General features: G+C 51.2%; 11 protein-coding genes. 4 read left to right on the plus strand and 7 right to left on the minus strand.

Annotation, left to right across the window (positions count from 1 at the left end; translation table 11 throughout):
- Positions 1-106 precede the first annotated feature (106 nt).
- Positions 107-910: a cyclase family protein gene (locus Q8Q07_02730; protein ID MDP3879207.1), complete on the minus strand. Its 804-nt coding sequence runs from the start codon at positions 908-910 to the stop codon at positions 107-109.
- Positions 911-1068: 158 nt separating this feature from the next.
- On the minus strand, positions 1069-2307 hold the full coding sequence (locus Q8Q07_02735; GenBank protein MDP3879208.1) for an anion transporter: 1239 nt from the start codon (positions 2305-2307) through the stop codon (positions 1069-1071).
- A gap of 180 nt (positions 2308-2487) precedes the next feature.
- Here Q8Q07_02735 and Q8Q07_02740 point away from each other — a divergent pair, with 180 nt between their 5' ends.
- Positions 2488-3120, plus strand: coding sequence for a DUF998 domain-containing protein (locus Q8Q07_02740; protein ID MDP3879209.1), 633 nt, complete (start codon positions 2488-2490; stop codon positions 3118-3120).
- Positions 3121-3233: 113 nt separating this feature from the next.
- Here Q8Q07_02740 and Q8Q07_02745 read toward each other — a convergent pair whose 3' ends face one another.
- The 4 genes from Q8Q07_02745 to Q8Q07_02760 form a co-directional block, all read right to left on the minus strand.
- Positions 3234-4478, minus strand: a complete 1245-nt coding sequence (locus Q8Q07_02745) for a glycosyltransferase (GenBank protein MDP3879210.1) — start codon at positions 4476-4478, stop codon at positions 3234-3236.
- Positions 4478-5884, minus strand: a complete 1407-nt coding sequence (locus Q8Q07_02750; protein MDP3879211.1) for a radical SAM protein — start codon at positions 5882-5884, stop codon at positions 4478-4480. Before Q8Q07_02750 ends, Q8Q07_02745 begins: the two co-directional genes overlap by 1 nt.
- Before the next feature lie 7 nt (positions 5885-5891).
- Entirely contained in the window at positions 5892-6812 is a 921-nt protein-coding gene (locus Q8Q07_02755) for an NAD(P)-dependent oxidoreductase (protein MDP3879212.1), read from the minus strand.
- A gap of 114 nt (positions 6813-6926) precedes the next feature.
- Complete coding sequence (locus Q8Q07_02760; GenBank protein MDP3879213.1) at positions 6927-9236, minus strand: oligosaccharyl transferase, archaeosortase A system-associated; 2310 nt, start codon at positions 9234-9236, stop codon at positions 6927-6929.
- Positions 9237-9617: 381 nt separating this feature from the next.
- Between Q8Q07_02760 and Q8Q07_02765 the strand changes: the two genes are divergently transcribed.
- Together Q8Q07_02765 and wecB are read left to right on the plus strand one after the other, a co-directional pair.
- On the plus strand, positions 9618-10514 hold the full coding sequence (locus tag Q8Q07_02765) for a glycosyltransferase family 2 protein (GenBank protein MDP3879214.1): 897 nt from the start codon (positions 9618-9620) through the stop codon (positions 10512-10514).
- A 49-nt stretch (positions 10515-10563) separates the two neighbouring features.
- Positions 10564-11640, plus strand: coding sequence for a UDP-N-acetylglucosamine 2-epimerase (non-hydrolyzing) (wecB, locus tag Q8Q07_02770; GenBank protein ID MDP3879215.1), 1077 nt, complete (start codon positions 10564-10566; stop codon positions 11638-11640).
- 13 nt (positions 11641-11653) lie between these two features.
- On the opposite strand, the gene Q8Q07_02775 is transcribed toward wecB, so the two are convergent.
- Positions 11654-12607 (minus strand): SDR family oxidoreductase, encoded by a 954-nt coding sequence (locus Q8Q07_02775; protein MDP3879216.1) that lies wholly within the window; start codon positions 12605-12607, stop codon positions 11654-11656.
- A 247-nt stretch (positions 12608-12854) separates the two neighbouring features.
- Between Q8Q07_02775 and Q8Q07_02780 the strand changes: the two genes are divergently transcribed.
- The gene (locus tag Q8Q07_02780; protein MDP3879217.1) at positions 12855-14222 is read left to right on the plus strand and encodes a replication-associated recombination protein A; all 1368 of its coding nucleotides are present in this window, start codon (positions 12855-12857) and stop codon (positions 14220-14222) included.
- The last annotated feature ends 473 nt before the right edge of the window (positions 14223-14695 follow it).

Here is a 14695-nt window from a genome sequence, read left to right on the forward strand (position 1 = left end):
GCTTCGCTCAGGGCAGGCTCTAACCTTCTCCCAGCAAGGGAGAAGGAATGTCCTTATGACTACGTATTTTTGCAGCTAAGTACTACTAACCATAGCCCCGGTAAATTCAGTCCTCAATAGCCACAACCCGGGCCGGTGAAAAATATTCACCCCTGATTTTAAGGGGCAGAATGATCAGCTTCACCCTCTCCTTGCTGATACTGCTGATATTGACGAGTCCGCCCATGAATGAAATGCCCGCTCTAAAGATACGCATGATTCCCCGGCCTTCCGGAGGTGGAGGGGGCGCCGCCTTTCTCTTTTCCGCCTGCTCAAGCATATACTTCTTTGCCTCGGGAGACCAGTCTCTTTCCTCGCGGAGCCAGGTCTTCGGTCGTCCCAGGGATTCCCAGGCGGGCTTCAACTCGGCGTAGTCTGACATGCTGGCCGTGTCATAGCCCAGGATGGGGCAATTCTTCGCCTTCAGAATCTCGGTCAGCTTCGCGCAGGTGTCATCGGCGCCAAAGTTAGGGCTTTTCCACTGGTAGTCATCCCCCATTTCCTCCAGCCGCTTCACGTCTCCCCAGCCGGTGTAGAGTATGGCGGTATCCCCATTTCGGAAATCAGCCCTGGCAAAAGCGTCCTCAACCTGCTTAACGGTGGCCGTTTCCCCCATCTTCAGGGGTAGCTTAACTATTACCGCCTCTACGTTTATATTCTTGGCTATATCGAAGTTCTCAAGGTATGTTTCCGCGTCAGTACCCACGAAACCGGGCAAGCAAAAGCGGGTTCCCGGCTCGCTGCACATGCCGTAACGTGCTAAGCCCTGACCGGGGACTATCCGGTCGACGGTAAACGGCGATTCCTGGGGATAACAGCCCCCCATCCCCATCCCCTCAAACAAAGGCATCGTTAAGTCAATTGTTTTCATTTTGGCTACTCTCCTTTATATATTTTTCCGGGTCTACCGTTAATTAAAAGGATAGTAAGCCATCTAATGGTCTGTGTCAACCTTGCCGATTGACCGGTAACAACCTGAAAAATAGCGACCTTGCATCAATAAAGAGAGAGTGAAAATTCATTAGCAGATTAGAATGTTCTGAGAAACAACCAGTAGACTATTACGTTTACAGCAGTTAGCGGTACCCCGATCCTGGCAAACTCCCAAAATGTGAGGGTGATGCCGCTTCTTTTTTCCGCATTTTGTATTATTATTACATTGCTGGCGGCACCAAGAATAGTAAGGTTACCGGCTATTGTGCTTCCTGCGGCAAGTGCCATCATCCCTTTTGCCGAAACTCCTAGCTGGTCCAGGATAGGCAAATAAAGGGCTACGAGCGGGACATTTGAAAGGAGTTGACTAATAAGAACACTTGCCGTAAAGATAACTCCTGTTGAGGCGGGATTCAAACCTGCTGTCTCTATAACCGTTTGAAAAACTCCGGAGTCCCAGACACTTTGCATCAGCACGAACATTGAGGCAAAGAAAACCAGAGTATACCAGTCAATTCTCTTAAGCATGCCAGGCCTCTTAGGGATGAAGATGATTATAGGCAGCGCAGCAATGAGGGCAATATAGGTTAACCTGAAATCAATCTCTAAACTCAACAGCACTGTTGCAATCTTCGCCATTACTAAAATGACTAGCAAAATCAAAGAGATCCTGGAAAGGGTTGCCAGTTTGTAGTCTTTGATAACCTCTTTAGAATGGATCAAGGGCTTGTTGTGAAACTGCCTTCTATAAAACAAACGTATCATCAGATAAGCCAGGAAAAGGTTCAGCATGGTAGGCAATAGTAAGTATCTCAGGAAGGTGACAAAGGGATTGGGTATATTTCCATGGATAGCTATCAGCAAATTCTGAGGATTGCCTATCGGGCTCATAACACTGCCTGTCGTTACCGCAAAAGCCAGGGAAAGCAGTAATATCTTTGGTTGAGTATTGGCTTTTCCTGCCAGCGACAAGACAACCGGGGTGCCAATAATAGCCAGCGTATCATTCATGAGGAGCGCCGATAATATACCCATGCTAAACGTGACAAAAAGAACAAGGCTATTAAGAGACTTTGCCCTGCGGAAGAGCTTGTATGAAAGTTGTGAGAGATAACCGCTATCTTCAAGAGCCTGCCCGATAATAAAAATACCCAATAGGAAAAGCATTACGTCGATATTAATCGACTTCAAGGCTCTTTCGGGGGGTATCTGCCCTGATGATAGAACACCTAGAGCACCAATCAGCATTATCTGCCATATTTGGAGCTTGATGTTGCCAACCTGACGAACAACAATCAGTACAAATATAATCAGAAGAATTATTATAGAAATCATACCGGTTAAAGCTGTCAACCTATGTGTTATTATACTATTAAGGCCATTTTGCAGTAACTAGTTGCAAGTGCAACAGAAATCCGTATATCGCAGGTAGCAACGACTACAATATACGACGAAAGTTTAGCGCAGGCTTATCAGCTTTTTAGATTTGATTCCATTATCATTTATTAGCGAGCAATGGTAAAGATAACTTTAATTCGCTTACTCTACGCCTGCGGGATCGCAGCCCCACCAACGATTATTCTTATTATCATCATCTCCGGAATGATAACGCCCGGGTATAATCCTGTGACTGATTCAATCAGTACCTTGAGTGACCAGAGCAGTCTTACGCCCGGACTGATGAGCACCGGTTTTATAGTATTTGGTATTTTGATGTTGTGCTTTTCTGCTGGGCTATATCTGGGATTGGAATGGAGCATAAAATCAGCGGTAATAGGGATTACCTTTGCCCTTTACGGTCTGGGGATGGTCTTTGGTGGCGTTTTTCAGGACAGCCCTGGCATAGCTGGAATGTCCATAAACGTTGAAGGTGTTATGCATAACGTTGCTATCACGACGGCTTTTTTCTCGTTGCTAGTGGGTATGCTGCTATTTGTAAAAAGGGTGCATAAAATACCGTCCTGGTACTGGTTTACACGGTTTACCCTGGCGGCGATTGGAATCGGTTTGCTGTTATCAATAGTGTTTATCGTTGCGTCTCACGTGACTTATTCAGGTCTGGTACAACGTGTTTTCTATATCATTCCAATGATCTGTATAGAACTGGTTTCCATAGGGCTTCTCCGGCTATCATTCAAACTACGTTGACAAGCTTGCGGGTCTCGAACCTGCCGTGATTAGTTTTTAAGAAGTTCCCTTACTCTTCGGCGGGATAGATAGAAGTCAGTTCCTTTGTGATTGGAGATAAGGTTATTGAGAACTTACCCTGATACTCCTTCAGGAGAAGTCGCCATGCGTTTCTCGTTGATTGCCTCCTCCAGTCTCGCCTCCAGGTCTGCGGCTATGTTCTCGCAGCCATGCACTTTCCTGACGTAGTCCAGCCCGTTGCTCTCCAGGCGCTGCCGGTATTCCGGTTCCCGGAGAAGTTTGACCAGCTTCTCCGCCATCTCTTCAGGGCTGCCCGCAAACGCCAGCCCCTGCTCTTCGCCGGGGGTTACCGCCACCAGGCCGGGGAGCGGCGTTGCCAGCACCGCTTTAGCACAGGCCAGGTACTGCACAATCTTACCCGGGAAGATCTCCCTGGTGGCGCCGGTTATGAGGAAAGGGTTCAGGCAGATGGTGGACAGATTTATGTAGTCGGGCATAGTGCTGTATGGCTCGAAACCGGTAATGACCACCCTGTCCTCCAGACCCAGTTCGCCAATAATGCCCTCCAGTTTCTGGCGCTGCGGGCCGTCACCGACAATGAGGAACCTGGCCTCGGGGACCTGCCTGACCACTTCCGGAAAGTGGCGGATAACCAGGTCGAGGCCGCTGAAATGAAAGAGGGTGCCGATATACAGGATGACTTTATCTTCTTTGGCGATGTTCCACCTGCGGCGAAGCTCGGCGGGAGCGGGGTAGGGATAAAAGATTCTGGTGTCCACCGGCATCGGCAGCAGTTTTATCCTTTGCCCCTGAGCGCCTAACCTGGCGACATAGCGCGATAGGCTTGGCGTCAGTGTCAGAATCATGTCCGCACGGGTATAGACCATCCTTTCCAGCAGCCTGGTGGCTGGCCGCAAATACGGGTAAGGAACCAGCTGGTTCAGGATATCAATCGATCTGAAGATGACGGGGACAGACAGCTTCCGGGCGATGTCGAGTACCTGCCACCCGTTAGTAGCTACGCTGTAAAGGACAATAGCATCTATCTTTTTCTGTCTTATTGTCCTCTTGATTTCCAGGTAATGGGTAAAAGCGGCTGATACCCGGCTCAAGCCGCTGAGCTTGATTAATCCCGGTCTTCTCAGGGACACCGGGGCATCGGCAAAGGCACGTGAGACGCCATTAAATTCACGGGTCTTGAGAGTCCCCAGGTCAAAGGGGCGGTTGCGGCGCCAGGCATTTTCATAGTCAATGGCATAAACCTGATGTCCCAGCAGCGATAAAGATTCGGCCAGGGTATGGATATCGAATACCACCTTCGTTAGCCAGTCCACTTCATGGACGAACAGGATGTTCATTACCGACCCTTTTGTGCGGGCTTGATATTTTCCAGGAGCATGGACAGTCCCTTAATGTTGAGTTTTAAATCTCCGATAGAGACAATATGCCGGAGACGCTGCCAGAGATAAGATGGGCGGAGATAGAACTCACGGTAAGCCCGTCTTGCCCAGCCCTGGATGTCATCCCGGCTGAGCAAAGGGCTTTCAAATACCGGAGCCGCTCTGCTACCTGATTCGGCATAAATAAAGCTTTCCCAGGGCAGGCTCTCCGTCTTCCCGGAGTCCCGGTAGAGGTCATAAAGCCGTGTCCCCGGGAAGGGAATAGTAATGGCAAACTGGGCGAAGTCCAGTTTCAGTTTTTTGGCGAACTGGATTGTCTGCCTGATAGTTTGCGGAGTTTCCTGCGGTGAGCCGACCATAAAGTAACCTATTGTTTGCAGTCCGGCCTCCCGGCTCCAGCGCACCGCTTCCTCAACTTGCTCCAGTCCAATGCCTTTATCCAGGATATTCAGTATTGCCGGCGAGCCTGACTCTATGCCGTAAGCGATTGAATAACACCCTGCCTGCTTGATATGGCGCAACAATTCTTTGTCTACAAGGTTGACCCTGGTCTCGCACGTCCAGGCTATTTTCAGCCCGCGTTTCATTATTTCATCGGCGATAGCGTGGGAGCGTTTCTTGTCCAGCGTAAAGACATCGTCATAGATAGCGAACTCCCTGATGCCGTACTTTTCAGAGTGATACGCAATCTCATCAACCACCCGGGGTGGGCTTTGCTGCCGATACCGGCTGCCGAAAATAGGCTTCGAACAATAGCTGCAATGATAGGGACACCCCCGGCTGGTGATGACAGCCGCGAAGGGAAGCGCCCGGCCGTGAGGCGGGTGCGGCCGGTATTTCTGCCAGGGAAGCAGGTGGTAGGCAAGGTAGGGCAGAGAGTCCAGGTCACTGCTTGCCGCTCTTGGCGGATTGATTACTACATCCCCATCTCGCCTCAAGGCGATACCCGGGATATTGTCCAGGGGAGATTTATCTTCATAAGCCCGCAACAGCTCGATAATGGTGTCTTCGCCCTCACCTGTGACCAATACGTCAATTTCAGGAGTCGCTGCCAGCGTTTCCTTCGGGAGAAGTGTGGCATGAGGCCCCCCGAGGATTATCGGCAAGTCTGGGTAAGCCTTTTTCAGGTACCGGCCGATGCCTACGGCCGAATTTATCGCCGGAGTTGTCGCGGTCAGGCCAACAATATCAGGAGCGCCCACCAGAGGCACAACAGCCTCAGCATCAAGCTTTAGAACGGTGGTATCAAGTATCTTTACCTGGTGTCCGGTCTTTTCCAGGACAGCCGCGAGCAAAGCCAGCCCCATCGGGGGTTGCGGATACCTGGTGAAGTGGTTCGGATTTATTAAGGTTACTTTGAGCATTTAAAGGCTATAGCCCGTAGACCTTTCTCATCCATTCAATAGTCCGCGGAATCCCCTCTTCCAGAGGAATTTTGGGGTCGTGCTTCAGGTCTCCTCTTATTTTCGAGAAGTCCATGTGCTTGACGCGGGTGGTAAATGGCTCCGCCGGCTTATAGGTCACCTTCGAATCATCTTTCCCCATGTTTTTCAGGATGAGGTCAGAGACATACTTGATATCATGTTCCCAGTCTTCCCGGCTGCCCACGTTATAGACTTCTCCCGGCCTGAAATTGTCCGCGATGTTAGCAAAGGTCCGGCAGGTATCTTCAACAAAATCGAAAATGCGCTGGTGTCCGAGGTAAACGGTGTAGGGCTCGTCTTTTAAGGCTTTATAGATGAAATTCGGTATTACTCCGCGGTAAGGGCTGTGGTGCTCATGGGGACCGTAGGCGTTAACGGGGCGGACCCTGACCGTCTCGGTACCGAACATGGCGGCTGAGTTCAATACCTGCATCTCTCCCACCCACTTGGTCATGGCATAGTCATTCATCTGTTTGATGGGGATGTTGTCCATGACGTCCTCGCTCATGACGCCATCGTAGTCGCCGTAGACTTCGGCGCTGCTGAAGAAAATCATGCGGAACTTCAGTTTCTCCTGGATTCTGAGTATGTTCTTGGTGCCGATGACGTTAGTCCGCCAGAGGTTCTCATAGTAGTCTTCCCCGTTCCAGCGCCCGTACTCAGCGGCGAGGTGGTAAACGTAGTCGAATTTGTGACTGTCGAAAATCCTCTCAAGCTGACGGTATTCCCTGACATCACAGCGAATATAGTTCGGTCCCGGTGATTGGCCCAGGTCGCAAACCCGGACACGGTGCCCTCGACTCTCCAGCTCGTGGACGAGGTTAGTCCCGATGAAACCCAGGCCGCCGGTTACCAGTATCTCAGCCATAGCACCCCCTGGAAACTGGAATAGTGCGTATTGTCCAATAATAGTTACAGGTGTCTGATTTTACCAAGTTGCCCCGTGGACGCAAAGGTCGGGCTTATGAATTGCAGAAAGTTGTTAGTCAACTACCCTGCTGCCCGTACCGATATACTCAAAGACCTTTACTTCCGGTAGCGTCGCCCCGCCCGGCACCGCTACCAGGATATCAGAGCTATGGACCAGGCGGTAATTATCCAGCGCTTCAAGGGGTACCGGGCTGATAACCGGGTTAGCCCCCACAATCTGGTAATTACCTGATTCCCGGCTGGAGACGTACTCTTCCGCCTCCTGGTAGGTATCGAATTGTTCCTGGCCGGTGACTATTCTGAAAACCCTGCCTGTGCTGTCTGTCCTTTCCTCATAGGCGATGACTGGTACCGTTTCCGGCGTTACTTCCTTACCGTCAAAGTTGTATAAATGGACGGCCAGAGAGCGGTAGTACTCCGGATAGAAATAAAGAGTCGCTGCCAGTACATTGTCCCGTGGCGTCAGGTAAACATCAAAAAACTCGGCGGGGTTCTTCCCTGCCCAGGTAGCCACCGCATAGAATTTGCCGCTGCCTGTCTGCGGATTGATATAAGCGGTATCATGGTCAATAACCACGTATGACGAGTCTAACTCTTCTCTCAGTTTGCTGGCTGAATCTTCATCTTGAGCCGTAAAGAAGCTGGCGATATTAGTTACCGGGATGCGGTCCTGGCTGGGGTTAGCGTTGGGTATGCGGTGAGCAATACGGGTAATCCAGTAGCCGTAGTCCCACCAGGCGCTAACGCCGTAGGCAGATTCAGGATATTCAAAGCTTCCCCCCGGTGATGGTTTCCGGTGAAGCCGGTAATAGGCATCCGGGTCATTGAACGGCTCCGGGGTATTTTCTCTCATCCAGTCGAGGGCGCTGACCCAGGCGTCACTGGGGGCGAACTGTGGCCGTCTGGCGGTATCAATCGCCGTGGTAACGTTGGGGACAATCGGCACCAGATTAGGTAAATAGACAATCATAAAGACAATCAAGACGGCTAAAGTCTTATTTACCAGGTTGATAGCGTGTGAACTCCGGTCTTTTGGCCGGGTGGTTCTTCTCGATGGTTTTGGCGCTTCCTTAATGACGGCGCCTGTGTCCTGGAAACCAGCCAGGCGGAGGGCTTGCCATGACAAATAGCCACTGAGCAGGGCCACATTGACGGCGAAGTAATAGGCGAAGCGGCGTTGCCCGATTGTCGCCGCCAGTATCACCAGACTCCATACTATCAGCAGGTTCTTTTCCGCGCTCATTTGCTTAAAACGGAAGACGACGAAGTATGCCAGGACAATAATACTGAAGAAAAAGCTGATGGTGAAATTACCCCAGACCAGCACCAGGGGGTTGTCCTGCCAGGGGCGGAAGATCGGCTGTCTTTCAATAGTGGTCAGGGCAGCACCCGTCGGCCGGAAGACAGAAAATGCGCTAAGCATGGTTTCGATTAAGGAAGGACTGGCCAGGTAAAGGATACCCACACCCGCAAGTCCTAGCCCAACCAGGGATAACGGATAGTAAATTGGCTTTATGGCTTTACGGGTCATCAACCAGGAGATACCGTACAGGACAAGCGGAGTGAGCAGCGCAATAAACAGGGAGAACCGGAAATACTGGTCAACAAAAATCAGCCGCCCTGTTACCAGGGGAAGAAGGAAGAAAATAACACCGATTATGCACAGATAGGCGGTGGACTTATTCTTGAGATGGTCAATGATGAACTGCACGACGAAATAGAGGAAGATTAAGAAAACAAAGAGGAGGGCTCCCGGAAACGTAAAAATATAAATTCCCATGAAAAAGCCGGCCAGCAGGCTATAGGTGACCGGTCTGGCACTGACTGACCAGTCCCGGCGTTTAAGGTGATGGAAGGTTAATTGCCGCCGGTTCGCCGTCTTGATGGCGAGGACCAGGAATAAGATGGTAATACTGGTGAACAGTGTCTCGGCAACATGATGGTCGGTGAAACCCAGTATTGACCGTCCCAGGAATTCGCCGGGCAGGATGGCGATTAAGCCTGCGGCAAGCACACCCGCCCCGCGACCGAATAGTTCCTTGCCCAGAAAGTAGACCGGTATGACGGTCAGCGCTCCCAGTATCGCCGGAAAATAGACACCGATAATATCTATGGTATGCCCGGTTGGTGAGCCCAGACCGATTGTCCAGATGATACCGGCCAGAAGCCAGTCAAAGAAACGGGTATTGCCCACTCCGGCCCCTCCGGGGTAGATCAGGTACGGGCTATAATCAGGGAGGTGGGGAAAGTTGCGGACAATGATGTCAACAAGATGTGCGTGATAGTAAGCGTCAACACCGGTAAACTTTACCCAGTCGCCGCTGAAGACCGTATCATAAGGAAGGTAGACCCGGAGATACAGGGAAATACCAAAGAATAAAGCCAGCAGTAGCCCAACAATGAGCTTTGGATTAAATAGCCTTGAGTTCAGTTTCCTTGCTCCTCAACCAGGTAACAGATGGACAATTAATGCCCAAGTCTAATTTCAATAAAACTACTCAAGTATTACACAGTAATCATTTCTTGGCAAGAGTCCGGGCCTGAAGTTTAATTCAGGACAGTGGGTGCCAACTGGCACTAAATCATAAGATATGTTGACAATTGTCTCTATTTTACCATAGAATGTCAAACATTATGCAGATAGAACTTCATTCAGGACAGATTTTTGAGGTATAATGGGGCAATTCCAGGAAAGATAACAGCATTCGGCAGGTCTGAAATGCGGTGCAGTTGCGGAGGATTGATGGAAAGTTCGTGCCACTCGTCTCAGGAAAACAAACCTAAGATTATTGCGGTGATGCCAGCTTTTAACGAGGCTAAGTACATCGGGACTATTGCCCTGGAGGCAAGACAATATGTGGATGAAGTCATCATCGTTGATGACGGCAGTACAGACCAGACGGCGCATGTGGCCAGGCTGGCTGGAGCCACCGTGATCCGGCACCAGGAAAATATGGGTTACGGCGCCAGTATTCAGGACCTCCTGGCGGAAGCGAAAAGGAGAGATTTTGATGTTCTGGTCCTGCTTGATGCTGACTCCCAGCACAATCCCAATGAAATCCCCGGACTTATCAGGCCCATTACCGCTGAAGGCTTTGACTTTGTTATCGGTTCAAGGGAGCAGGAAAGGGCTAACATCCCTGCCTACCGTCACATCGGGCAGAGAGCCATTGCCTACTTCTCCCGGATATTATCCGGAGAAAAACTCTATGATTCTGAGTCCGGGTTCAGGGCTTTTTCTCGTAAGGCGATAACCTTGCTGGAGCTTAAGGAGAACGGAATGGCGATATCAGCCGAGACAATAGCTAAAGCGGCTCAGAGCGGACTTAAAATCACCGAGAGACCAATCTCGATTAGATATACTGCGGATGGGTCAACGCTGAACCCGCTGGTGCACGGCATCGAGGTTTTGGGACGAATCATCGCCATGATTTCCGAGAGAAGGCCTCTCTTCTTCTTCGGATTGGGGGGTTCCATTGGGATTGCGCTGGGATTCCTGACTGGAATCAGGGTAGTCAGTATGACTTCAACCAGTGGAGTGATGCCGGTAGGTACCGCCTTGTTGGCCATCTTGCTGATTATTGTCGGCACGTTGAGTGTTTTTACCGGCATAATACTGAATGTGCTGGTGAAACGGTAGGGTTGGGCCCATGCGGTATGATCCAGGTTGCTAAAAGGGAGTGCGGCTGGTGAAGATTGCTCTCATTCTGGGGACACGCCCGGAAATAATCAAGATGGCCCCTGTTATCAGGGAATTGGAGAAGCATAAGGATAGCTATTTTATTCTTCATACCGGGCAGCACTACTCGTATAATCTGGATATGATCTTCTTTGAGCAGCTTCAGCTTCCCCCGGCCAGATATAATCTGGAGGCAGGTTCCGGGTCTCACGCTGCGCAGACAGCTAAAATACTGATTGGCGTCGAAAGGGTCTTATCAGAGGAGAACCCTGATATAGTACTGGTTGAAGGGGATACCAACTCTGTCCTGGCCGGCGCCATGGCGGCGGCTAAACTCCGGGTAAAGGTCGGGCATGTCGAGGCCGGTTTGCGGAGCTATGACAGAGGCATGCCGGAGGAGATTAACCGGATTCTGACCGACCACTGCTCCGATTTTTTGTTCGCTCCCACTGAGCGGGCAAAAACAATATTACTGGGTGAAGGCGTTCCGGAGAAGACCATATTCGTCACCGGCAACACTATTGTGGATGCTGTATACCAGAACCTTGAGTTAATGAGAAGCGATGACGCTGCGCTCGCTAACTTACATCTTGAGCCGAAGAAGTATTTTCTGGTGACATTACACCGCCAGGAAAACGTTGATAGCGCGGATAGGTTCCGCGCTATCTTGCAGGGACTGGGTGAGGTTGCTGCTGAGTTTCAGATACAGGTCATCTATCCCGTCCACCCGCACTCAAAAAAGAGGATTACGGAGTTTAACCTGGAATCGCAAAACCTAACCCTGATTGAGCCGGTAGATTACCTGGGGTTTCTCCAGTTGGAGAATAATGCCCGGCTTATCCTGACCGATTCCGGCGGCGTTCAGGAAGAAGCCTGCGTCCTTGGCGTGCCCTGCGTTACGCTGAGAGATAATACGGAGAGACCGGAAACACTGGAGGCCGGATCTAACGTCCTGGCGGGCGCTTTACCGGCCAGGATACTGGAGTGTGTCCGGACGATGATGGGGAAAGAAACCGGCTGGCAGAATCCCTTTGGTGACGGTAAGGCAGGCAAGAGGATTATTGACATAATAAAGGAAAGGCTTTAGGGCTTGCCGGTCACTAATTCCCTGACGTTGACGGACTTACCTGAAGTCTGCTGACGGTCTCCCTTAACCCCTCTTCCAGACTGTACTGGGGTTTGTAGCCAAAGCCGCTGGCTCTGGTGGTATCGGCAATGCTGTGAACTATGTCTCCTGGCCTGGGGTCGGTATGAACCGGCTTGAGATTTTTAGCCTTCCCGATAATTTCGATACTGAGTTGTGCCAGTTGTTCAATGCTGGTGCTTTCCCCGTTGCCGATATTAAAGACCCCGGTAGCCTGGCTCTCGACAGCCAGGATAGTAGCTCTGGCTACATCCGTGATATAGGTGAAATCCCTGGTCTGTTCGCCATCCCCGAAGATAACGGGCGGTTTACCCTGGGAAATCATTTCGATAAACTTGGGGATGACCGCGGCGTAGTCAGAGGCGGAGTCCTGCCCCGGGCCGTAGACGTTGAAGTACCTCAAGCTTACGGTGGGTAGCTCCCAGATATTGTGAAAAATGTGACAGTAATGTTCGCCCATAAGTTTGGTTACCGCGTAAGGGGACTGTGGATCTGGCGTCATATCTTCGGTCTTGGGTTGGACGGGGGTGTCCCCGTAGACTGCTGATGAGGAAGCAAAAACAACCTTCTTTACTCCTGAGTCCCGGGCGGCAATGAGCACTTTTAATGTACCCGTAGCGTTAACTTCATGGGACAATTCCGGGTTATCAATACTTCTGGGAACGCTGGCAATAGCCGCCATGTGGAAAATATAATCAACACCCTGGAAGAGCTTCCGGAGCCGGGGTAAATCGGTAATGTTCCCCTCGATGAATTCCAGGTTCTCGTTTTTCAGTAACAGCGTTATGTTTTCCATCTTACCGGTGGAGAGGTCGTCGAGGATGGTGACATAATACCCTCTTCTGAGCAGCTCATCAGCAAGGTGGGAACCGATAAACCCGGCTCCCCCGGTGACAATCACTTTTTTCATATAGTCTGGTTTCCCGGACGATTCTAAAGCTAAAACTGGGTACTCTAGCCGCAACATAATATCACACCCGGCGGCAAGCAAGCAACGGCGTGGCGGTTCTGTTTGCGCAGGTATTGCTTCGCCCTACTCGGAAGGTTGCAATGACATCACCAACCAATAGTATAGTAGCTGTCATTTAGCTGGTTGTACTGGTGCTGTCCGGACGCTATAATAGGTATAGTGTCGCAGCCTATCGGGAAGTTAGGATATGGATATGTTCGAGCAGAAGTTCGAGGAGCAAAAGGGACAGCAGGCGCCACTGGCGACGCGGATGCGGCCGGCTTCCTTCCATGAGTTTGTCGGGCAGGAGCACCTGATCGGTCAGGGGAGGGTGCTGAGAAAAGCTATTGAGGCGGGCAAGCTGCCGTCAATCGTGCTCTGGGGGCCCCCGGGTAGCGGTAAGACCACCCTGGCTCACGTTATCGCCAGCAGTACCGACTCCTGTTTCAGCGCGGTGAGCGCCGTCAGCGCCGGCGTGGCTGAACTGCGCCGGGCAATAGAGGAGGCCAAGGAACGCCGTAAGATTTACCAGCAGAAGACAATCCTTTTCATTGACGAGATCCATCGTTTTAATAAGGCCCAGCAGGATGCGATTTTACCCTTTGTAGAGGATGGAACGGTAACTCTTATTGGCGCGACTACGGAGAATCCGTCTTTTGAGGTTACCTCCCCGCTCCTCTCCCGCTGTCAGGTGCTGCAACTGCGCCCGCTGGTTGAAGATGAAATCAGGGTCATTATACTGAGGGCGCTCAAGGACGGGCTCAAGGGTCTGGGCGCGCTTGATGTTGAACTCTCCCCGGAGGCGGTAGCCCACCTTATCACCATGTCCAAGGGTGACGCTCGTATCGCTCTTAATGCCCTGGAGATGGCAGTCCTGACGACGCCCCCTGATACCCGCGGAAAGCGTTCCGTTTCACTGGCTACTATTGAGGATGCTGTCCAGCATCCGGCGTTGCGCTATGATAAGGCGGGAGACCAGCACTATGACCTTATATCAGCCCTGCACAAGTCGATGCGCGGCTCTGACCCGGACGCCTCTTTATACTGGCTGGTGCGGATGCTGGAAGCCGGTGAAGACCCTCTTTATATCGCCCGCCGTTTAGTCCGTTTTGCGTCGGAAGATGTGGGTATGGCTGACCCTCAAGCCCTGGTAGTGGCGATGGCGGCCCAGCAGGCGGTTAGCTTTGTTGGTATGCCTGAAGCAAATCTGGCTCTGGCTGAGGCGGTCGTCTACCTGTCTACGGCGCCCAAAAGCAACTCGCTGTATGAAGCCTATTCTCGTATCCAGAAGGAGATCAAGCAGGGGTCTGATGATATGGTACCGCTACATCTGCGTAATGCGGCAACTCCCTTGATGAAGGAGATGGGCTACGGCCGGGGTTATAAATACGCGCATGACTACCCGGGACATTTCACCGAGCAGAGGAACCTGCCTGATGCCCTTCAAGGCAGGATATACTACTCTCCCGGCGAGATGGGTTACGAGAAACAGATTGTAGGTCGGCTCAAAGGCTGGTGGCGGGGGAAGAAAAGATCCGGTGGGGCTGAGGAGCCGGAAAAGGAACAGGAAGGCTGAACCCTGCTTCGCCGGGATCATTTTCCGCCCTGGCACCTGATATAATCGAGCTACGTTCATACGACGTACCTGCCGTGCTGTGGGGCTGCGTTCCGCCACGATGAAGGAAGGGCCTCGGCGTAAACATTATTTCCAGCCTTTTAACGCCTTCTCCTTATTTCCACTCTTACCCTACCGGAGGATGTGGCTAACCAGTCGTAAAATTCCTCCGCCTCTTTAGCTTGGATAGTTTCTCCATTTGCATTTATTGGGTATAATGGCGATGATGAATCGGTGCCTGACGAAAAAACCTGTAAAGGAGGGTACTTTGGAAAATCTGGAAATCTGTTACCTGCCGGTGGTGGAGATGGTTGAGGCAGTAAAGAGCAAAAAACTTTCGCCCGTGGAAATAATGGATGCCGTACTTTCCCGTATTGAGCGACTGAATCCCGAAATTAATGCCTACTGTACGCTGGTAGCCGATAGTGCCCGGC

The organism is Dehalococcoidales bacterium, from assembly GCA_030698765.1.
Taxonomy (GTDB): domain Bacteria; phylum Chloroflexota; class Dehalococcoidia; order Dehalococcoidales; family UBA2162; genus JAUYMF01.